Origin of the sequence: Streptomyces sp. NPDC091376, assembly GCF_044757085.1 — a bacterium.
In the GTDB taxonomy this organism is placed as follows: domain Bacteria; phylum Actinomycetota; class Actinomycetes; order Streptomycetales; family Streptomycetaceae; genus Streptomyces; species Streptomyces pratisoli.
Map to the genome: position 1 here is coordinate 322,786 of NZ_JBIVUF010000007.1, position 20,770 is coordinate 343,555.

Here is a 20,770-nt window from a genome sequence, read left to right on the forward strand (position 1 = left end):
TGTACGCGGCTTGTGTACGCGGCGCCCGGAACCGGCTCATCAGCTGTTCCCCGTGGGGCTGAGCCCGTAACCGCGGTCAGGCGTCGCAAGCATCAGCGCCGAGTCCGTGTGGAGCGTGATGCGCACCGGCGTGAAGGTGGTGGCGTCCACCGGCGACTCCCCGGTGCCGGGATTGCGGGCGTAGCGCGGATGGGCGCCTCCGCTGATCTGCCAGCGGATGCGGTGACCGACGGCGAAGCGGTGGGCGGTGGAACTCATCGGCACGGTGATGCGCGAGGGCTCCTGCCCGGCGGTCCGGAGCCGGCCGAGACCGTCGCAGACGTTGACGGAGCGGCCTTGAGCGTCCACGTCGCACAGGCGGGTGAAGACGTCGCCGTGGCCGGTGTCCGTGGAGATACCGAGCCGCGCGGAAACCGGGCCGAGCACGTCCACGGGTGCGGTCAGCGGAGGGCCGGTGAAGGTCACGACGTCGTCCCGCAACTCCAGGGTGCCGTTGTCGCGAGGACCTGCCGTACGGGAGAGCAGCGGGCCGCCGAGGGAGGGCGTGGGGTCGTCCGGGTCATAGCGGAACGACGTCAGTGGTGCGGATCGGGCAGGAGCCAGCTGGGTGAGGTGTCCCTGCGCGGTGGGAAACCACCGACTGACGGCCGTGGCCGGCGGCCAGTCGTCCATGTCCCGCCAGTCGTCCTCGCCGCCCACGTGCACGCGCACCCGGGTGGGACGGAGGCCGCAGCGATCGGCGTACAGATGCGCGCGCAGCCACGCGAGGCTCTCGGCGAACACCTCGGGCCAGCCCTGCTGCAGCGCGGATGTGTGGGTCCAGGGGCCGACGAGCAAGGCCGTCTCGCACCCGGCCTCACGCAGGCGGAGGTACTGCTCGATGGTCTGGTCGCCCAGTGCGTCGTGCCATCCGGTGATCAGGCCGGTCGGCACACTCAGCCGCTCCGCCACCGTCGCCAACGACGCGCCGCGCCAGTACGGGTCGTCGGCATCCGGGTGCGCCATCACGTCGTCCAGCCAGGGCACATCGTCCCCGAGAGCGGATGCGTACGCCCCGCGCAACGGCTTCGCGGTGATGACATCGCGCAGGCGACGCCGCAGACGCAGCGTCGCCCTCAGGAACGGTGCCATGCCTTGGTGCTGATAGGTCATGCCGGCGCCGACGGCGAGGGCGTTCTCCAGGCGCAGCGCACCATCCGCGTGGAACAGCGCGTGCGGATCGTGCAGCCCCACCTGCACCACCATCGCCTTCAGTTCCGGGGGCGGGTCCACGGCGAGGGCCCACTGCACGTATCCCAGGTAGCTGGGGCCGACGGTCCCCAGCGTTCCGTCGAACCAGCTCTGCTCGCGCAGCCAGGACACCGTGGCCCGCCCGTCGGCGACCTCGTTGCGCCACAGATCGAACTCACCGCCGGAGCCGCCGGTGCCGCGGCAGCTCTGCAGCACTACGTGAAAGCCCTGTTCGGCGAAGAGCACGCCGTACATGGGAGACCACGGCAGGCCCCTGCCGTACGGCGAGCGCACCAGGAGGGTGGGGAAGTCGCCCTCGGCGCGCGGGAAGTAGTGGTCCGTGATCAGCGGGCTGCCGTCGGCTGCCGGCACGAGCAGCCCCGGCTGCCACCCGACGTCGTGCCGTTTGGGCGGGAGGCCGCGCCAGGTCGCCCTCATCATCCGTGCGGCAAGCGGCGGTCTACCGGAAGGCCGTGCCCAGGTCGGCCTCGGCGCAGGATCCTGCGTGCGTGATGCCATCGTTCCCCTCCTCGATATCCGTACGATGTACGAGAATAGAGGATGCTTGGATGAGGCCCAAGGGCCGCCTCGATCGAGGAAGGGAACGTGGACCATGCCCCGTGAGGGTGGAGCCGGCGCCTCAGGCGTCGACCCCGAGCAGCTCTGGCTGAGCTCCGCCCAGCCCCGTAGGGGCCGCAAGCCCGCCCACAGCCGGGCGGCGATCACGGCGGCGGCAGTTGCCCTGGCGGACGCGGAGGGGCTCGAAGCGGTCACCATCCGGAGAGTCGCCGCACAGGTCGGAGCCGGCGCCATGTCGCTCTACAGCTACGCCCCCGACAAGGAGACGCTGCTGGAGCTGATGGTCGACCACGTCAGCGGCGAACTGCCGACCACGAGCACACCCACCGGTGACTGGCGCGCCGAGCTGAAGACCATCGCCCACCTCCAGCGCGCCCACATGCTGCGACACCCCTGGCTGCCCGCCGCTCTGGCCGCCCGCCGCGTCCCCGGCCCCAACACCCTGGCCTTCCTGGAACGCGCGCTCGCCGCCTTGCGGCCCACCGGACTGGACGGTGCGGCGAAGCTGGAGGTCTTCGCACAGCTCACCGCGTTCGTGGCCGGGCACGTCGCCCATGAGATCGCGCGGGCCGCGGCCGCGCAGTCCCCCGACCGCACCGCGGCAGAGGCCCGTTACCTCGCCGCTGTCGCCGCGGACGGCCACCACCCGGAACTCGCCGAAGCCCTCGCCGCCCCCGGACGCCCCCTCGCGCCCGAAGCCACCTTCACCCGGTTCCTCAACCGCCTGATCGACGGCCTCGACACCGACTGATCCGCTCCGCCGCACCGCGCCCCCTCGCGAACGCATCGCGCCCCCTCGCGAACCCCCGCCGGCGGCGGCAGGCGGCTCATGGTCACCGGCTCGGCGTCGACCGCTGCACCGATGTTCCCCAAGACCCTTCCCTTCAAGGCCCATACCTTCGTCGGTCCGGCGTGGACGTAAGACCGATGTCCGGCAGCCGGTCGGCCTCTTTAGCGTGCCCGCATGACCGCTGAGACCACGTCGCCGGCGTCCCGCCCCGGGCCCGTGCCCGTACGCACCGGGGAACGCGCGCTCGCGCCCGACCTCGCGCGAGGGCTGATGCTCCTGCTCATCGTGCTGTCCAACACCGCGTTCCATCTGTGGGCGGCACAGCGCGGTCCCTCGGGATGGCAGCCGGTCGACGGGTCGTGGCCGGACCGGGCGGTGCAGTTCACGATGATCGTGGTGCTGGATCTGCGGGTCTACCCGCTGTTCGCGTTCCTCTTCGGCTACGGGATGACGCAGCTCTACCAGCGCCAGACCGCGGCCGGGAGGTCCGAGCGCGAGGCGGTCGCCATCCTGCGCAGGCGCAGCCTTTGGCTGCTCCTCATCGGTCTCGCGCACGCGACCCTGCTGATGGCCGGCGACATCCTCGGCTACTACGGGCTGCTGAGCCTGGTGCTCGGCTGGTTCTTCCTGCGCCGCAGCGACCGCGCGCTGACCTGGTGGATCTGGATCGCGACCGCGCAGCTGGCACTCCTGACGGCGGGGCCGGCACTGTTCGCCCTGTTCCAGGGCGAGTTGGGTTCACTCGGGGACGCGGCCGCGGAGCCGGGGCACCTGGCGTACGCCGGCGGTGAGGAGAGCTGGCTCGCCGCGGCCGGCACCCGGCTGACCACCGGCCTGTTCGTGACGTTCGCCGCCGCGCCGCTCTCCCTCGTCGGCGGCACCTACGTCATCTTCCTGCTCGGCTTCTGGGCCGCCCGGCGGCGCGTCCTTGAGGAGCCCGGTCGCCATCTGCCGATGCTGCGCCGCACAGCCGTCGTCGGCATCACCGTCGGCTGGCTCGGCGGACTGCCCGCCGCCCTCGCCCACATCGGCACACTGCGCGTACCGGACGCGGCGCAGAGCGAGTCGGGAGCCCTGACCGTCCTCCGGGACGTCACCGGCAACGCCGCCGGCCTCGGATACGTCGCCGCCATCGCCCTGTTCGCGCACTGGTGGACCGCTCGTCCGGCCCGCGGGCGCACTCCGGGTGCCACGGCCATGGCCGCCGTGACCGCCGTGTCCGCGGTCGGCAAGCGGTCGCTGTCCTGCTACCTCGCCCACTCGCTGGTCTTCGCGCCGCTCCTCGCGGCCTGGGGCCTGGGCCTGGGGGAGCACCTCACGAGCGCGACGACGGTCCTGTTCGCGACCGCCGTCTGGCTGCTGACGGTGGCCGGCGCGTACGCCCTGGAACGCCAGGGCCGCCGCGGCCCCGCCGAGGCGGTGCTGCGGCGGCTGATGTACGGCGGACAAGGCGAACGACGTCGCCCCGACGAACCCCGGCCCGGCGAACCGGCCCGAATGACCCCGGCATGACGGCGCGGGCCTAGGCGCCCCGAAGCGCCTCCACCGTGCTCGCCCAGTCGTCGCCGCCGTGGCCTCTGGCGATCGCCCGGTCCGCCACGGCCTTGATGGATTCCAGCTGGGAGACGTCGAGTCCGCGGTGGCGGGCGGCGTGCAGGATGTGGTCGACGCCCGTCGCCATCATGCCGAGGTTGGCCTCGGCGCCCGGGTAGGTGCCCGCGTCGATGTTCTCCGCCGTGTACTCGGCGATGGGCGGCAGGATCTGCACGATCGTCCCGAGGTACGGCGCGATGTCCACGGCCCTGACACCGTCGGCCGCGGCCAGCGCGTACGCGTGCACCAGGCCCGAGATGCTGCCGTAGAAGAAGTCCAGCAGCGAGAGGTCGTAGAGCGCGGCCAGTCCTGGGTCCGTGCCCACGAAGACGGTCCGGCCGCCGAGCGCCTTCAGGGTGGACTCGTGCCGCTGGAACGCCTCCTGCGAGCCGGAGTGGAAGAGCAGCGCGTCGGGCGTGCCGACCAGCGGGGTCGGCACCATGACGGAGCCGCCGACGTACGCGATGGAGTGCCCGGCGGCCCAGGCGGCGCTCTCGCGGGAGCGCTCGGGGGTGTCGGAGGTGAGGTTGACCAGGACCCGGCCCCGGAGCGCGTCGGCGAGCGGTTCGAGGATCGCCCGGGACGCCTGGTGGTCCACCACGCAGATGACGGTCAACTCGGCGGCGCGTACCGCCTCTTCGGCACTGGCGGCGCGCACGGCGCCGCGTGCGACGAGTGCGTCGCCCTTGCCCGGCGAGCGGTTCCAGACGGTGGTCGGATGGCCCGCGGCGAGCAGCGCTCCGGCGAGGGCCTGTCCCATGGCGCCGAGGCCGAGGACGGTGACGGGAGGATTGGTGGTGCTGTCGGTAGGCATACGGATCATGCTTGTTCGCCGTACACAACCCCACAAGTACCGACAAAGAAGTCGGATACTCACCTGGGGGTAATGATCCAGCTCAGCGGCTCGGGGGCAGCAGCGGCTTCCGCTGCACCGGTGACGACAGCACGATCGAGGTCGTCGTACGGCCGAGGGCCGAGGTCTGCTCCAGCACGTCCTCCAGGTGCACGGTGTCCGTCACGGCGACCTTGATGATCCAGCAGTCCTCGCCGACGACGTGGTGGACCTCCAGGACCTCGGGGCGGGAGGTCAGCTCCAGCGTCCTGGGGTGCTTCAGGTTGTAGCCGCCGTGCGGGTCGACCCGGATGAAGGCCTGGATGCCGTACCCCAGGCGGGCCGGGGACACGTGCGCGCCGTATCCGGTGACCGCGCCGCACGCCTCCAGCCGGCGCACCCGCTCGGTCACCGCCGCCGGGCTGAGCCGCACACGGCGGCCGAGCTCGCTGAGTCTGATGCGGCCGTCGCTCTGGAGGAGCTCCAGGATCTGCCGGTCGACGGCGTCGAAGGCCGCCGCCGAGGTTTCGACAGTGGCGGGGCGCAGATGCCGTGGTTCTTTCGGTGCGGCGGCCGGATCTCCCACGGTTCCCCCTTCAGGTCATGGCCTGCAAACGTAACACTTGGTGTGCCGCAAAGGGGAGTTGAAGGGAAACGGTAATGGGCAGCGACAAGGGCGGGGAGCTCGGGATATGCGTCATCGGCGGGAACCGCTATTTCGGCCGACGGCTGATATCTCGGCTGCTGCGGAGCGGACACCGGGTGACGGTCGTCAATCGAGGTTCGTCGAGACCGCCCGCGGGTGTCACTCATCTCCTGGCCGACCGTGATGACGAGGATTCCCTGAATGCCGCGCTGGCATCCCGCACTTTCGACGTCGTCATCGACCAGGTCTGCTACACACCGCGCCAGGCGGAGATCGCCCGCCGCGTGTTCGGACCGCGCACCCGGCGCTATGTCATGACGTCGACGGTCGAGGTGTACGAGCACGAGCACTCGCCGCTGCCGGTCCGCGAGGAGGCCGTCGATCCGCGTACCGTGCCGGTGGACACCACCCTGCCCTGGGACGACCCGGACTTCCTCGACGCGCACTACGGAGAGGGAAAGCGGCAGGCCGAAGCGGTCTTCGCCCAGGACCCGGCGCTTTCCCACGTGGCGGTGCGCGTGGCTCATGTGCTGGGCGGGGACGACGACTTCACCGGGCGCCTCGATCACTACGCGCGGCGGATCCGGTCCGGCGAACCCGTGCTCGTGCCGGTCGGGAACCAGCCCGCGACGTATGTGTACGTCGAGGAGATCGCCGACTTCCTCGCCTGGACGGCGGTCCAGGATTTCACCGGCCCGGTCAACGCCCATTCCCATGGTCCCCTCACCACGTCGGACATCTGCGCCGCGATCGAAAGGGAAGTGGGAGGAAAGGCCGTGTTCCATGAGGTCGAGGCCGGTGAGACCTCGCCGTTCTCCTTCACCCGCTCCTACGGAATGGACAATTCCCGCGCCGAGCGGCTCGGTTTCGCCTTCCGACACACCTCGGACTGGCTGGCGCAGGCGGTCGCCGAGACCGTGCGCGCGACGCGGGACGGAGAGGACGAACGGTGATGCACCACCGCACGATCGGAGGCGTACGGGTCGGCGCGATAGGCCTCGGCGCCATGCCGCTGTCCATCGAGGGCCACCCGGACGAGGCACGCGCCGTCGCGACGGTCCACGCCGCCCTCGACGCCGGGGTGACGCTGATCGACACGGCCGACTCGTATCATCCGCCGAACGGCGAGCCGGGCTCCGGTGAACTGCTGGTCGCCCGCGCGCTCGCAGCGTACGGCGGCGATACCGGCGACGTCCTCGTCGCCACCAAGGGCGGCAGGGGACGCACCGCCGCCGGCGGCTGGTCCGTGAACGGCGACCCCCGCCATCTCAAGCGTGCCGCGCGGGAGTCCGCCCGGCGGCTGGGCGTCGAGGCGATCGGGCTGTACCAGCTGCACAAGCCCGATCCCGCGGTGCCGTACGCCGATTCGCTGGGCGCCGTCCGTGAGCTGCTCGACGAGGGCACCATCCGGCTCGCCGGAATCTCCAACGCCGACGCGGCGCAGATCGGCCAGGCTCGCGAGATCCTCGGCGAGCGGCTGGTGTCGGTGCAGAACCGCTACTCGCCCGCCGTGCGGGACAGCGAGCGGGAGCTTCGGCTCTGCGCCCGACTGGGACTGGCGTTCCTGCCGTGGAGTCCGCTCGGCGGGATCTCGCGCAGCTCGCTTGACGGAAGGTCGGGGCAGGCCGTGCAGCCGGCATTCGCGGGCTTCCACCGGGTGGCCAGGGAGCGGGGGGTGAGCCCCCAGCAGGTGGCGCTCGCCTGGCTGCTGGCGCGATCACCCGTGGTGATCCCGATCCCGGGGGCGAGCAGACCGGAGTCGGTACGGGACTCGGCCGCCGCGGCCGCGATCGTGCTCAGCGACGAGGAGGTCCGGCTGCTCGACGCGGCGTGACGCGGCGGGAGAGGTACCGGGCGGCAGCACGGCTGCCCGGCGCGGCGGGACGCGGTCGAGGGGGTGCCCGGCACAGCGTACGGGCCACGCCCGTGTCGCCAACCGGCTTGTGCGTTCGGGAAGTTAAGGCACGCAAGGCATTGACGGCTGCCCTGTCTCCATCTACAAAAACTCTCTGAGAGCGCTCTCAGCCCCCACTCCGGCACCACCCCCCTCCGGAGGTCTTCCTTGAGCACGAGCCGCATCAGCAGACTCTCGCGATTCCCCGCCCTCACCGCCGTCCTCGCCGCCGTGGTCGCCCTCACCGGCTTCCTCGCCGTCGGCGGCGCCGGGACCGCGCGCGGGGACGTACCGCCCGCACCCGGCTGGAACCTGCAGTGGAGCGACGACTTCACCGGGCCTGACCGGTCCCTGCCGTCCTCCGCCGACTGGCAGATCGACACCGGTCACGGCTACCCCGGCGGCCCCGGCAACTGGGGCACCGGCGAGATCCAGAACTACACGTCCAGTCCCGACAACCTCAGCCTCGACGGCAACGGCAATCTCCGCATCACCCCGCTCCGCGACGGCGCCGGGAACTGGACCTCCGCCCGGATCGAGACCCGCCGCGCCGACTTCAAGGCCCCGGCCGGCGGCACACTCCGTATCGAGGGCCGCATCCAGATGCCCAATGTGACCGGTGACGCGGCACTCGGCTACTGGCCCGCGTTCTGGGCGCTCGGCGCGCCGTACCGGGGCAACTACTGGAACTGGCCCGGCATCGGCGAGTTCGACATCATGGAGAACGTCAACGGCATCAACTCCGTCTGGGGCGTGCTCCACTGCGGGGTGAACCCCGGCGGGCCGTGCAACGAGACGACGGGCCTCGGCGCCAGCCGCACCTGCCCCGGCGCCAGCTGCCAGTCGGCGTTCCACACGTACCGCTTCGAGTGGGACCGCTCAGCCTCGCCCAACGCGCTGCGCTGGTACGTGGACGACCAGCTCTTCCACAGCGTGGACCAGAACCGGGTGGACGCGGGCACCTGGGCCAACATGACCGAGCACGCGGGCTACTTCCTCCTGCTCAACGTCGCGATCGGCGGTGCCTTCCCGGACGCGCTGGCCGGGAAGACCCCGACGGCCGCGACCGTCCCCGGGCGCCCCATGCTGGTCGACTACGTCGGCGTGTGGACCCGGGGCGGCAGCACGACCCCGCCGGACCCGACCGACCCGCCCCCGTCCGGCTCCTCCCAGCTGTACCTGCGGGGCAGCGGCGCCGCCGGTGACGCGACCGGCGCAGGCTCCACCGTCGCGCTCGCCTCGGCCGGGGGCGCGAACCACGACGGCAGCCCGCACAGTCCTCAGGTGTTCACCTCCGGCCCGATCACCAGGGCGTACAACGGCGGCTCGACCCAGTTCGACCTCTTCGTGGACGCGGGCACGACCGTCGCCAACGGCCAGCAGGTCAGGGTGAGTTACGACCGCACGGGAGACGGGACCTGGGACCGCACCGAGACGTACCACTACTTCGCCACCGATCCCGCGCCGGGCTACGAGCACTACACACAGGCCAGAGGGCTGCAGTCCGCCACCGGTACGCACGGGAACCTGACGAACGGCAAGGTGCGCATCGAGGTGTGGAACGCCATCGGCAACGGCGCCAGCACCCTGGGCATCGGCAACCAGTCCCTCGTCCGCATCCCGTTCGGCTGACGGGAGGACGACGGACATGCTGATCCGCAGACTGCTCGCGGGCGCGGCGGCCGCGCTCTTCCTGACGACGGCCGGATGCGCGACCGGGAACGACCACGGCGGCGCGGGCCACGGCCGGACGAACCACAAGGCCCACGCCTACACGTACACCAAGGCCCAGGCGGCGGCGATCACCGCCCAGGCCGCGGCCCCGCTGCGAGGGAGCGAGTTCCGCGCCGACTGCTTCTCCAGCCACCGGCAGGGCGACGACCCGATCGTCTTCCCCGGCCAGGCGGGCCGCTCCCACATCCACGAGTTCTACGGGAACAGGACGGCGAACGCCTCCTCGACGCTCCAGTCGCTGAGCGCGGGCACCACCAACTGCACCCCGCAGACCGACCTTTCCTCCTACTGGACGCCCACCCTCTACCAGAACGGAGTGCCCGTGGCCCCCGAGCGGGTCACCGTCTACTACCAGGGCATCACCGACCGGACGCGTGCCGTCGCCCACCCGCGCGGACTGCGGTACGTCGTCGGCAACGCCCTCGCCACCTCGCCCGACCAGAATCCGGCCGCGCGCTGGTCCTGCGTCGGCCGGCCCGAGTCGAGCCGGGACTTCATGAACTGCCCGGCCGGCACCAAGCTGGAGAACTATCTGGACTTCCCCACCTGCTGGGACGGGAAGAACCTGGACAGCGCCAACCATCGTGACCACATGGCGTACGCGACCGGCCAGACGTGCCCGTCCAGTCACCCCGTGGTCGTGCCCCGGCTGGAGCTGCTGATCACCTGGCCGGTTCAGGGCGGCGGGCTCACCCTCGCCGGCACCCGGGACGGGGTGAATGTGACCGACGCCCCCGGCTACACCTTCCACGGGGACTTCTTCAACGCCTGGGACCAGGCGGAGCTGGAGCGCCGGGTGCGGGACTGCGTCGTCGCGGGCTACGTGTGCGGTACGGACGGGCGTCCGATCGAGCAGTGAGCCCAGGAGTGCCGCGCCGCCGGGACGGGTGTCCCGGCGGCGTCGGCATGCCGTACGGCATTCCGCTCGGCGTGACGCTCCGGACGGTCAGGCGCCCGGGGCCCGGAAGTCGACGGCCTTCCTGGTGGCCGCGTCGATGTCCGCCGGGCTGAGCAGGGGTACGGCCCTGGAGCGGATCGCCCCCGTGGCACGTACCGCGATCGATGTGGCGGCCATGGAGACGTCGTCGGGCATGTCGGCGACGACGTACAGGTCGTCGTCGCCGAAGGCGAAGTACATCCATTCGAGGGTGCCGCCGCACGACGCGAGGGTCCGCTCCACGGCCTCCTTGCGGCCCGAGCCGCCCTCGGCGAGCAGGCCCTTGGTGCCCTCGGCGCTGTAGCTGGCCTGGATCAGGTACTTCGGCATGTGCCTCTCCCGTTCGATCGCCTGGGATCCGTCCGGGATCCACCCTTGGGCAGCTCCCGGGTTCGGGCCATCCGAAGGGGTCCGGGCGGGGACGGGGCACTCCGGGCGGGGGCGGGCCCGCCGGGCTTCAGGCCCGGCCGCGCAGGCTGGTCGCCGTCGTGCCCGCGCGGGTACGGAGCAGCAGCCGCAGGGTGCCCGGGTTCTCGTAGCCGACGCGGCGGGCGATGACGGGGAGGGGCAGGGTCGTGGTCCGCAGCAGATGGCTCGCCTGCTCGACCCGCAGATCCTGGACGAAGCGGACCGGGGTGGTGCCCAGCGTTCTGGACACGACACGTTGCAGGGTGCGTTCGCTGATGCCCAGCGCACGTGCCGCCTCGGAGACGACGAGCGGCTCGTGGAGGTGCTCGCGGGCCCAGCGTTCGAAGGCCGAGACGGTCGGGTCGCTCTGGGCGAGCGCGGCGGGGATGGCGTACGCGGCCTGGGAGGGCCGGTCGTCCACGACGAGATAGCGGGAGACGAGTTCGGCGAGGGCCGGGCTGGCGGCGCGGACCACGGACAGGGCGAGGTCCAGGTGCGCGAAGGCGGCTCCGGCGGTGGTGATGCCGCCGGAGACGGTCACCATCGAGGTCTCGTCGAGGCCGACGGCCGGGTAGCGGGCCCGGAACACGGGAGACAGCCACCAACTCGTCGTCGCCCGCCGTCCGTCGAGCACCCCGGACTCGGCGAGCAGGAACGTGCCCGTGCAGGCGGAGGCGACCGGTGTGCCCGCGGACCGGACCTCGGTGAGCAGCCCGCGCGCGGGCCGGGTCGTGTCTGCGGAGACGTAGGCGAGCAGGGCGTCGGGGCGGCGCTCCGTGGTGGCGGGGACGACGAGCAGATCCGCGTCGGCGACCGAGCCGGCCGGCTCGGTGTGCACGGTGTGGCCCACACCGGTGGTGACCCGGCGGCGGAATCCGACGGTGTGGATCTCCCACTCGGGAGGGGGCTGAGGCAGCTCACCGCGCAGGGCGTTCGCCGTGTGCAGGACGTCGAGGATCGCGGAGAGCCCGGAGCCGAACACTCCGTCGAGCGCGAGTACGGCCACCTTCATGTCGGGAATCGTATCAACGACGTCGGATCCGACACTCCCCCGGCGAACTGCGCCGGGCTTGGATTCTCCGTATGAGCATGGACATCAGCAGTGAAGAAGCCCTCCGGGACACCCGGTCCCGTACGCACACCTGGGGCGCGCCGGTGCGGCCGACGGCCGACATCCTCGGGATGACCGGGCGGGAAATCCTGCAGGCCGGGATCGACGGCCGCTTCCCCTCCGCGCCCATCATGAGCACGCTCGGGTTCCGGTTCGTCGAGGTCGGGGACGGCCTCGCGGTCTTCGAGACCGAGCACGGCGAGCACCTCTACAACCCGATGGGCAGCGTGCACGGCGGCTATCTGGCGTCGGTGATGGACGCGGCGCTCGGCTCGGCGGTGATGAGCCGGCTGCCCGCGGGCTCCACGTACACCACGACCCAGCTGGGACTGCATCTGATCCGCCCGGTCTTCGCGGACACCCCGCCGCTGCGGGTCTCGGGCACGGCGCTGCACGTCGGGCGGTCCACGGCGACGGCCGAGGCGCGGGTGGTGGGGATCGAGGACGGGAAGCTGTACGCGCACGGGTCGACGACGTGTGCGGTGTTCTCCTTCCCCGCCGGCTGACACGGGCAGGGGCCCCGGCGTGGTGCCGGGGCCCCTGAGGGTGTCGTGGGACGAGGTGTCCGGGATTCCCGGACGGGGGTGTCCGGGATTCCGGGGGTGTCCGGGGTTCCGGACGGGGTGCCCGGGGTTCCCGGTGGGGGTGTCGAGGTGCTCAGACCTTGACGGCCGGCTCGGCGACGGCCCCGTCCCGCTGTTCCGGTACGTCGGCGTGGGCGGCCGGGGCATGGTCGTCGACGAGGGTCTTCTCGTCGAAGGGGATGTGCCCGGCGAGGACCTCGGCAGCCCGCTCCTTGTCGATCTCCTTCGTCCAGGTGCCGACGAGGACCGTGGCGACGGCGTTGCCCGCGAAGTTGGTGAGGGCCCTGGCCTCGCTCATGAACCGGTCGATGCCGACGATCAGACCGACGCCGTCGACCAGCGCGGGCTTGTGCGACTGGAGGCCGCCGGCGAGGGTCGCCAGACCCGCTCCGGTGACGCCCGCCGCGCCCTTGGACGCGATGACCATGAAGACGAGCAGCGAGATCTGCTCGCTGATCGAGAGCGGGGTGCCCATCGCCTCGGCGACGAAGATCGAGCCCATCGTCAGGTAGATCGCGGTGCCGTCGAGGTTGAACGAGTAGCCGGTCGGGACGGTGATGCCGACGACGGGCTTCGAGACGCCCAGGTGCTCCATCTTGGCGATGAGCCGCGGCAGGGCGGACTCGGACGACGAGGTGGAGAGGATCAGCAGGAACTCCCGGCCGAGGTACTTCAGCAGCGCGAACAGGTTCATGCCGGCGACGAGCCGCAGCAGTGCGCCGAGCACCAGGACCACGAAGAGCGCGCAGGTGATGTAGAAGCCGATCATGATCACCGCGAGCGACTTCAGCGCGTCGACACCGGTCTCGCCGACCACCGCCGCGATCGCGCCGAAGGCACCGACGGGCGCCGCCCACATGATCATCGCGAGGATGCGGAAGACGAGCTTCTGGATGTGCCCGATACCGCGCAGGATCGGCTCACCCGCCGTGCCCATGGCCTGCAGCGCGAAGCCCGCGAGCAGGGCCACGAGCAGCGTCTGGAGCACCTCGCCCTCGGTGAAGGCGGAGACCAGCGTCGTCGGGATGATCCCGAGGAGGAAGTCGACGGTGCTCTCGCTCGCGCCCGCCGCCTGCTTCTCGCCGGCGGCCCTTGCCGCCTCCGTGAGGTCCAGCCCGGCGCCCGGCTCCAGGAGGTTGCCCACGAGCAGCCCGATGGCGAGCGCCACGGTCGACATGACCAGGAAGTAGCCGAGGGCGAGGCCGCCGACGGCGCCGACCTTGGCGGCCTTGCGGACCGAGCCGACGCCGAGCACGATCGTGCAGAAGATGATCGGGGAGATCATCATCTTGATCAGGTTGACGAACCCGGTGCCGATCGGCTTGAGCTCGACGGCGACTCCGGGGGCCGCGAAGCCCACGATGATGCCGAGGACGACGGCACCGATGACGGCGAGATACAGATAATGGGTGCGGTCCCGCCTTGCGGCTGCTGGTGCGGCTTCGCTTGCCACGGGGATTCCTCCTCGGCTGATGAGCATCCACGTCCCGGTGGATGCCGGTGACTATTCAGCAGCCTGTGACTCCGGTCACCCTTGCGTGCGTTTCGTTCACACGAAATCAGCCAGGCAGACTTGACCCATGCACATACCCCGCCCACGGAGCCTCGCCGGCCAGCTCTTCGCGATGCAGGTGGTCCTGGTCGCCGCGATCGTGGCGGGGTGTGCGTTCTTCGCCTATCTCACCGATCGTGAGCAGGCCGAGGAAACCGCCCGCCGGCAGGTGACCGCCACCGCGACCGCGGTGGCGGACTCGCCGTCGGTGGTGGCCGCCGTGCGGTCACCCGATCCGACCGCGGTGCTGCAGCCCTACGCCGAGCGACTGCGGAAGGACTCGGGCGTCAACTTCGTGGTGATCATGGCTCCGGACGGCACACGGTGGACGCATCCGGAGCCGGGCGAGATCGGCCGTACGTATCTGGGGCACATCGACGAGGCGCTGCGCGGGCGTACGTTCTCCGAGACGCACATGGGGGTGCTGGGCCGCTCGGTACGGACGGTGGCACCGGTGCGTGAGGACGGCCGGGTCGTCGCGCTCGTGAGCTCGGGGATCACCATCGACAGGATCAGCGAGCAGGTGCGGGAGCAGGTCACCGCGCTGCTGGGGATGGCGGGGGTGGCCCTGGCGCTGGGCGGCGTCGGCACGTACGTGATCAACGCACGGCTGCGCCGGCACACGCACGGGATGAACGCGTCGGAGCTGAGCCGGATGCACGACTACCACGAGGCCACGTTGCACGCGGTACGTGAAGGGCTGCTGATGCTGGACGGGCGGCGGCGCATCGCCCTGATCAACGACGGCGCACGCGAGTTGCTCGGGCTGGACGCGGACGTGGTGGGCCGGAGCGCCGGCGAACTGGGCCTGCCGCCCGGGCTGACGGGGGTGCTGCTGGCGAGTGAGGCGCGGGTCGACGAGCTGCATCTGACCGCGGACCGGGTGCTGGTCGTGTCCACCCAGCCGGTGGTCGGCGGCGAGCGCCGGGGCACGGTCGTGACCCTGCGGGACCACACCGAACTCCAGGCGCTCACCGGCGAGCTCGACTCCGAGCGTGGCTTCACCCAGGCGCTGCGCGCCCAGGCCCACGAGGCCGCGAACCGGCTGCACACCGTGGTCTCCCTGATCGAGCTGGGCCGCGCGGACGAGGCGGTCGAGTTCGCCACGGCCGAGCTCGAACTGGCCCAGGTCCTCACGGACCGTGTGGTCAGCGCGGTCGGCGAGCCGGTGCTGGCGGCGCTGCTGCTGGGCAAGGCGGCCCAGGCCAACGAGAGCGGCGTCGAACTGGTCCTGACCGACGACAGCCGCATCGACGACGGGGTCCTGCCGCCGTGGCTGCCGCCGCGCGATCTGGTCACCGTGCTCGGCAACCTCATCGACAACGCGGTCGAGGCGTCGTCCATGTCCCCGGCCACTGACGGCCCTACGGCTCCGCGCCCCGGGGTGCCCGGCGCCCTCGGCCTTCCGGCCGGCCACACCGGGCCTGCCGCGCCCGGCCCTGCGGACCCGGTGTCCCCGGCATCCGCAGTCCCGGCCGACGCCGCCCCACCCACACCTGCAGACCCGCAGCCGGTCACCGTCCCGGTGGCCCGCGGATCCCGGACCGCGGACACGGAGCCGGACCCGCTGCGGACCCCGCACGGACACGCCGGACCCGGAACCGGCCGACTCCCCGCGAGGGAAGGCGGGGTGAGGCCCCACGGCCGGCCGGCCGCGACAGCCGTTCCGCATGCCCGCGAGGCGCCGCCCGGCGAAGGGGCACCGGCGCAGGGGGCGGGGTCCGCGCACCGCCACCCCCGAGTCGTCGTCACCGCCCGCACCGACGACGGCGAACTCGTCCTGCGCGTCAGCGACTCCGGCCCCGGGGTGCGTTCCGGCGACGTGGAGGCCGTGTTCGAGCGGGGCTGGTCGACCAGGGGACCCGGCCGGGGGCTGGGGCTCGCGCTGGTGCGGCAGGCCGCGCACCGGGGCCGGGGCACGGTCGAGGTGGCGCAGGGCCCTCATGGCGGCGCGGAGTTCACGGTACGACTGCCGCTCGGAGCGGCGGAGGTGAGCGCATGACCGCACCCGCCGCCATCCGCGTACTCGTCGTCGAGGACGATCCCGTCGCCGCCGACGCGCACGCCCTGTACGTCCGGCGCATGCCCGGGTTCACCGTCGCCGGGGTCGCCCATTCACGGGCGGAGGCGTACCGGGTGCTGGAGCGCACACCCGTCGAGCTGATCCTGCTCGACCTGTATCTGCCCGACGGGCACGGGCTGCAACTGCTGCGCTCCCTGCGTGCCGCCGGGCACTCCGCCGACGTGATCGCCGTGACGTCCGCGCGCGATCTGGCCATCGTCCGCGAGGGCGTGTCCCTCGGCGTGGTCCAGTACGTGCTGAAGCCGTTCACCTTCGCCACGCTCCGCGACCGGCTCGACCGGTACGCCGAGTTCCGCGCCACCGCGGGCGAGGCGTCCGGTCAGGACGAGGTGGACCGGGCGCTCGCGACGCTGCGAACCCCTCAGCCCACCACGCTCCCGAAGGGCCTCAGCGCGCCCACGCTGGAGGCCGTGACCCGCACCCTGCGGGACACCGAGGCCGGCCTCACCGCGGCCGAGGCGGCCGCGTCGGTCGGTATCTCGCGCATCACCGCGCGCCGCTATCTGGAACACCTGGTCACCGAGGGCCGCGCCGCCCGCAGCCCTCAGTACGGCCAGATCGGCCGCCCGGAGCTCCAGTACCGCTGGATCCGCTCGGCCCGCTGAGCCGGCCCGTCGGCCGACCGCCCCACGCGACCACCGGAGCCGTACCGCCGCACCACGCGGCCACCGCACCACGCGACCCCCGGAACCGTACCGCCGGGCCATCGGCCGAAAGCCCTTTCGTGCACGGGCATTGACCTTGATTCAGGGCCGGACCTACGGTCACCGGGCAGCCCCCACGGCTGACAGAGGAGGTCGTGCCCGTGCGCCCCACCGCTCCACCGACCCTCGCCCCTCCCGTACTCGCCCTCGCCCTCGGGCTCGTCCTCACCGCCTGCGGTGGCGGCTCCGGCGCGGGCGACACGAACACCGTCGAGGTGGTCTACAACCGCTCGACCGACAACAACATCCGCTTCAAGGACGCCTTCCTGGAGTCCGTGAAGAAGGAGTTCGAGAAGGCCCACCCCGGCAAGACGGTCAAGCTGATCCCCGTCCAGGCCCCCGACAACGACTACGCCACCAAGGCGCAGCAGATGATGCGCTCCCCGAAGACCGCCCCCGACCTGGTCTACGAGGACACCTTCCGCATCAACTCCGACATCAAGGCCGGGTACTTGAAGCCCCTCGACGACTACCTCGCGAAGTGGGACACCTGGGACCAGTTCGTCGACACGGCCCGCGCGGCCGCGAAGGCCGAGGACGGCAAGACGTACGGCGTCCCGGACGGCACGGACACCCGTGGCCTCTGGTACAACAAGGAGATCTTCGCCAAGGCGGGCCTGCCCGCCGACTGGCGGCCCGGGAACTGGAACGAGGTCCTCGACGCCGCCCGCACCGTCAAGCGCGAGGTCCCCGGCGTCATCCCGCTCAACGTCTACACCGGCAAGGGCCCAGGCGAGGCGGCCGTGATGCAGGGCTTCGAGATGCTGCTGTACGGCACGGGCGCGGACCCGCTGTACGACCCGGCGGCCAAGAAGTGGGTCGCGGGCGGCAAGGGCTTCCAGGACGCACTCGGATTCGTGCGGACCGTGTACGGGGAGAAGCTCGGCCCGGACGTCTCGGACGCGCTCGACCCGAACGTCGGCACCCGTGTCGCGACCGAGTTCTTCCCCGAGGGCAAGCTCGCCATCTCCCTCGACGGCTCCTGGATGGGCCAGAACTGGATCAACAAGGGCCCCAAGGAGTGGCCGGCCTGGGAGAAGGACCTGGCACAGGCACCGATGCCGACGCAGCACGGCCAGGCTCCCGGCAAGGTGTCCATGTCCGGCGGCTGGACGTGGGCGATCCCGCAGAAGGCGAACAACCCGGATCTGGCCTGGGAGTTCCTCAAGACGCTGCAGTCGCGGGAGAACGCGGTGCGGTGGGACGTCGTGGGCGCCCAGATCGCGGTGCGCAAGGACGTGGCCGCGGACCCGCGCTATCTGTCGTCCATGCCCGGCATCAGGTTCTTCACCCAGCTCGTCCCGTACACGCACTACCGGCCCGCGCTGCCCGTCTATCCCCAGGTGTCCACGGCCATCGGGGAGGCGATGGAGAAGGTGACGACCGGTGACGCCTCTCCGGCGGCCGCGGCGAAGGCCTACGATGAACAGCTGCGGACCATCGCCGACGGCGCGGTCGTGGAGAAGTGAGCCGGGACAGCCGGGACTCTCGCGGAGCCCGGGCGTGGCGGTGGGTGCCGCTGACCCCCGCCACGCTGCTCCTGCTGCTGTTCCTCGCCGGGCCGATCGGCTACTGCGTGTGGATCGCGTTCACCGACACCCAGCTGACCGGGGCGTCCGGTTCGCACTTCGTCGGCCTGGACAACTTCCGCCGCGCCTTCGCCGACGAGGACTTCCGCAACGCGGTGTGGCTGACGCTGGTCTTCACCGTGGTCTCGGCGGTCCTCGGGCAGAACACGCTGGGGCTGGCGCTGGCCGGGCTGATGCGGGCCGCGTCCCGGCCGGTGCGTACGCTCACGGGCGCGCTCGTCATCACGGCCTGGGTGCTGCCGGAGATCGTCGCGGCGTTCCTGCTGTACGCGTTCTTCCGTCGCGAGGGCACGCTCAACGCCGTGCTGGACTGGCTGCATCTGCCGTCCCAGAACTGGCTGTTCACCCTCCCGGTCCTCGCGGTGTCGTTCGCCAACGTCTGGCGCGGCACCGCGTTCTCGATGCTGATCTACTCGGCCGCGCTCGCCGAGGTCCCGCGGGACGTCACCGAGGCCGCCGAGGTCGACGGCGCCGGGGGCGTCCGCCGGCTGCGGTACATCACGCTGCCGATGATCCGCCGTTCCATCGGGACGACGCTGATGCTCAACACGCTCTCCACGCTGTCCGTCTTCGGTCTCATCTGGGCGATGACCCGCGGCGGGCCCGGCAATCGCAGCCAGACCCTGCCGGTGTTCATGTACGACCAGGCGTTCCTGAAGAGTCTGATCGGGTACGGGACGGCGGTGGCGCTGCTGCTGCTCCTGGTCGGCTCGCTGTTCTCGGTCGTGTACCTGCGGCTGCTGAAGGTGGAGGTCTGATGCGGGGTCCGATGCGCGGCCGGGCACGGGGGCCGGTGCACCGTCGTACGAAGGCCCGCCTCGCCGCCGACGCCGCGCTGCTGCTCACCGCGGCGGGCTTCGCGCTTCCGCTGCTCTGGCTGGTGCTGGCGTCGGTGAACGCGGACGCCGATCTGCGGGTACGCCTGCCCGGCTCGGTCACGGCCGAGCACTTCGACGCCGTACTCACCGACGAGATCACCTTCACGCCGATGCTCAACAGTCTGCTGCTGTGCGGCGGTGCGACCGTCGTCACGGTCGTCTGCGCGGCGCTGGCGGCGTATCCGCTCTCCCGCTACCGGTCCCGCTTCAACCGGCCGTTCCTGCTGACGATCCTCTTCACGACCTGTCTGCCGATCACGGCGGTGATGGTTCCGGTGTACGGCCTGTTCGTCCAGGTGGAGCTGATCGACACGATGCACGGGACGGCGCTGTTCCTCGCGACCTCCCAGCTTCCGTTCGCCATCTGGCTGATGAAGAACTTCATGGACGGCGTCCCGCTCGTGCTGGAGGAGGCGGCGTGGACCGACGGAGCGTCGATGACGCAGACCCTGACCCGGGTGGTGCTGCCCCTGATGGGCCCGGGGGTCACGGTGGTGATGATCTACACGTTCATCATGCTCTGGGGAAACTTCTTCGTCCCCTTCATGCTGCTGCTCTCCCCCGAGCAGCTTCCCGCGTCCGTCTCCGTCTTCACCCTGTTCGGCAACTACGGCTCGGTGGTCTACGGCCAGCTGGCGGCGTTCTCGATCCTCTACTCGCTGCCGGTGCTGGTGCTGTACGTGCTGATCGCCCGGCGGCTCGGCGGCGGCTTCACGCTCGGCGGCTCGGTCAAGGGATGATCACTCTGGAGTTTCCTACGAGTTCCGGGCTTTGGGTAAACCCACCGTAGCCAGCAGTGACTGTCCGCTCCTACGGTGTGCGCGTGCACTCCACCCCGCCCTTCAACGCCCCCGCCGCCCGCCGCCTGCGCGAGGCCCTGGGGATGGCACCCGGGCATGTCGCCTACGGACTCCAGGCGCAGTACGGCCTCCAGATATCCCCGGACGTCGTGGTCGCCTGGGAACGGGGCCTCCTGGCGCCGGACTCCCAGGAACTGACCGCGCTCGCCGGGGTGCTGTGGTGCTCCCCCGCCGAACTGCTCGGCGCACCCCAGAGCCTGCGCGAGCACCGGATGGCCCGCGCACTGAGCCCCGACGACCTGGCGCGCCGCATCGGCCTGGACTCCGCCGCGTACCGGCGCATGGAGGACACGAACCACTGGCGCGGCAACGAACGCCAGACCGCGGCGCTCGCCCAGGCCCTGGCCCTGTCCCCGCGCGAGCTGCTGACGGCGACCGGCCGCAACGAGGAGCTGGCGGATCTGCTCCGCAGCGCGGCGACGACCCGCTGGCAGGCGTACGTACGCCCGGTGGCGAAGATTCTGCCGATGCCGAAGCGCCGGCTGGAGGGCGTCCTGCAACAGCTGCACGCCGACTACCACGCCCGTATGGCGGCCACTTCCAGCTGGGGCGCCTCGGAGAGCTCCGGCGAGTCGGGCAAGGAGTTCCTCGACCGGATCGTGCACCAGTTCTGGATACTGGCTCCCGGCTGAGCCCGTGGCCGGCGAAGCGCCTACTCCCTTCCGAAACAACGTAGTTACCCGGGGGTAGAGGGAACGCCGCATTCCGTCCATTGTTGAACGCGAACATGCCAAGGCCCTTTCGGCACTCCGTGCCCGACAAGGCG

General features: G+C 71.4%; 19 protein-coding genes. 13 read left to right on the forward strand and 6 right to left on the reverse strand.

Annotated features, from left to right (window positions below):
- Positions 1-39: 39 nt before the first annotated feature.
- Positions 40-1,668, reverse strand: coding sequence for a CocE/NonD family hydrolase (locus tag ACIQMR_RS17840; protein ID WP_401387901.1), 1,629 nt, complete (start codon positions 1,666-1,668; stop codon positions 40-42).
- 175 nt (positions 1,669-1,843) lie between these two features.
- On the opposite strand from ACIQMR_RS17840, the gene ACIQMR_RS17845 reads away from it, so the two are divergent.
- Both ACIQMR_RS17845 and ACIQMR_RS17850 read left to right on the forward strand, forming a co-directional pair.
- On the forward strand, positions 1,844-2,560 hold the full coding sequence (locus ACIQMR_RS17845) for a TetR/AcrR family transcriptional regulator C-terminal domain-containing protein (protein ID WP_401387564.1): 717 nt from the start codon (positions 1,844-1,846) through the stop codon (positions 2,558-2,560).
- Positions 2,561-2,773: 213 nt separating this feature from the next.
- Positions 2,774-4,111, forward strand: a complete 1,338-nt coding sequence (locus ACIQMR_RS17850) for a DUF418 domain-containing protein (protein WP_401387567.1) — start codon at positions 2,774-2,776, stop codon at positions 4,109-4,111.
- Between the two features lie 10 nt (positions 4,112-4,121).
- On the opposite strand, the gene ACIQMR_RS17855 is transcribed toward ACIQMR_RS17850, so the two are convergent.
- Together ACIQMR_RS17855 and ACIQMR_RS17860 are read right to left on the reverse strand one after the other, a co-directional pair.
- Complete coding sequence (locus ACIQMR_RS17855; RefSeq protein ID WP_401387570.1) at positions 4,122-5,006, reverse strand: NAD(P)-dependent oxidoreductase; 885 nt, start codon at positions 5,004-5,006, stop codon at positions 4,122-4,124.
- Between the two features lie 82 nt (positions 5,007-5,088).
- Positions 5,089-5,610, reverse strand: coding sequence for an Lrp/AsnC family transcriptional regulator (locus tag ACIQMR_RS17860; protein WP_401387573.1), 522 nt, complete (start codon positions 5,608-5,610; stop codon positions 5,089-5,091).
- Between the two features lie 74 nt (positions 5,611-5,684).
- Here ACIQMR_RS17860 and ACIQMR_RS17865 point away from each other — a divergent pair, with 74 nt between their 5' ends.
- The 4 genes from ACIQMR_RS17865 (at position 5,685) to ACIQMR_RS17880 (ending at position 10,157) form a co-directional block, all read left to right on the forward strand.
- Entirely contained in the window at positions 5,685-6,623 is a 939-nt protein-coding gene (locus tag ACIQMR_RS17865; protein ID WP_401387575.1) for an NAD-dependent epimerase/dehydratase family protein, read from the forward strand.
- On the forward strand, positions 6,623-7,504 hold the full coding sequence (locus ACIQMR_RS17870) for an aldo/keto reductase (protein ID WP_401387578.1): 882 nt from the start codon (positions 6,623-6,625) through the stop codon (positions 7,502-7,504). The genes ACIQMR_RS17865 and ACIQMR_RS17870 overlap by 1 nt, the downstream gene beginning before the upstream one ends.
- 228 nt (positions 7,505-7,732) lie before the next feature.
- Positions 7,733-9,196 carry a glycoside hydrolase family 16 protein gene (locus ACIQMR_RS17875; protein ID WP_401387581.1) on the forward strand — a complete coding sequence of 488 codons (1,464 nt, stop codon included), beginning with the start codon at positions 7,733-7,735 and terminating at the stop codon, positions 9,194-9,196.
- Positions 9,197-9,212: 16 nt separating this feature from the next.
- The gene (locus ACIQMR_RS17880; RefSeq protein WP_401387583.1) at positions 9,213-10,157 is read left to right on the forward strand and encodes a DUF1996 domain-containing protein; all 945 of its coding nucleotides are present in this window, start codon (positions 9,213-9,215) and stop codon (positions 10,155-10,157) included.
- 87 nt (positions 10,158-10,244) lie between these two features.
- Here the strand turns inward: ACIQMR_RS17880 and ACIQMR_RS17885 are convergent, their stop codons facing one another.
- Both ACIQMR_RS17885 and ACIQMR_RS17890 read right to left on the reverse strand, forming a co-directional pair.
- A complete protein-coding gene (locus ACIQMR_RS17885; RefSeq protein WP_401387586.1) occupies positions 10,245-10,565 on the reverse strand; it encodes a GYD domain-containing protein in 321 nt (106 codons plus the stop codon).
- A gap of 127 nt (positions 10,566-10,692) precedes the next feature.
- Positions 10,693-11,655: a GlxA family transcriptional regulator gene (locus tag ACIQMR_RS17890; RefSeq protein ID WP_401387589.1), complete on the reverse strand. Its 963-nt coding sequence runs from the start codon at positions 11,653-11,655 to the stop codon at positions 10,693-10,695.
- Between the two features lie 71 nt (positions 11,656-11,726).
- Between ACIQMR_RS17890 and ACIQMR_RS17895 the strand changes: the two genes are divergently transcribed.
- Entirely contained in the window at positions 11,727-12,260 is a 534-nt protein-coding gene (locus tag ACIQMR_RS17895) for a PaaI family thioesterase (RefSeq protein WP_401387592.1), read from the forward strand.
- A gap of 151 nt (positions 12,261-12,411) precedes the next feature.
- On the opposite strand, the gene ACIQMR_RS17900 is transcribed toward ACIQMR_RS17895, so the two are convergent.
- On the reverse strand, positions 12,412-13,791 hold the full coding sequence (locus ACIQMR_RS17900; RefSeq protein WP_401387594.1) for a cation:dicarboxylate symporter family transporter: 1,380 nt from the start codon (positions 13,789-13,791) through the stop codon (positions 12,412-12,414).
- A gap of 127 nt (positions 13,792-13,918) precedes the next feature.
- Between ACIQMR_RS17900 and ACIQMR_RS17905 the strand changes: the two genes are divergently transcribed.
- The 6 genes from ACIQMR_RS17905 (at position 13,919) to ACIQMR_RS17930 (ending at position 20,636) form a co-directional block, all read left to right on the forward strand.
- The gene (locus ACIQMR_RS17905) at positions 13,919-15,892 is read left to right on the forward strand and encodes an ATP-binding protein (protein WP_401387597.1); all 1,974 of its coding nucleotides are present in this window, start codon (positions 13,919-13,921) and stop codon (positions 15,890-15,892) included.
- A complete protein-coding gene (locus ACIQMR_RS17910; protein WP_266383425.1) occupies positions 15,889-16,578 on the forward strand; it encodes a response regulator in 690 nt (229 codons plus the stop codon). Before ACIQMR_RS17905 ends, ACIQMR_RS17910 begins: the two co-directional genes overlap by 4 nt.
- A gap of 200 nt (positions 16,579-16,778) precedes the next feature.
- A complete protein-coding gene (locus ACIQMR_RS17915) occupies positions 16,779-18,146 on the forward strand; it encodes an extracellular solute-binding protein (RefSeq protein ID WP_401387599.1) in 1,368 nt (455 codons plus the stop codon).
- Positions 18,143-19,024, forward strand: coding sequence for a carbohydrate ABC transporter permease (locus tag ACIQMR_RS17920; protein ID WP_401387602.1), 882 nt, complete (start codon positions 18,143-18,145; stop codon positions 19,022-19,024). Before ACIQMR_RS17915 ends, ACIQMR_RS17920 begins: the two co-directional genes overlap by 4 nt.
- Positions 19,024-19,884, forward strand: a complete 861-nt coding sequence (locus ACIQMR_RS17925; RefSeq protein ID WP_401387605.1) for a carbohydrate ABC transporter permease — start codon at positions 19,024-19,026, stop codon at positions 19,882-19,884. The genes ACIQMR_RS17920 and ACIQMR_RS17925 overlap by 1 nt, the downstream gene beginning before the upstream one ends.
- Before the next feature lie 143 nt (positions 19,885-20,027).
- Positions 20,028-20,636, forward strand: a complete 609-nt coding sequence (locus ACIQMR_RS17930) for an XRE family transcriptional regulator (RefSeq protein ID WP_401387903.1) — start codon at positions 20,028-20,030, stop codon at positions 20,634-20,636.
- Positions 20,637-20,770 lie beyond the last annotated feature (134 nt).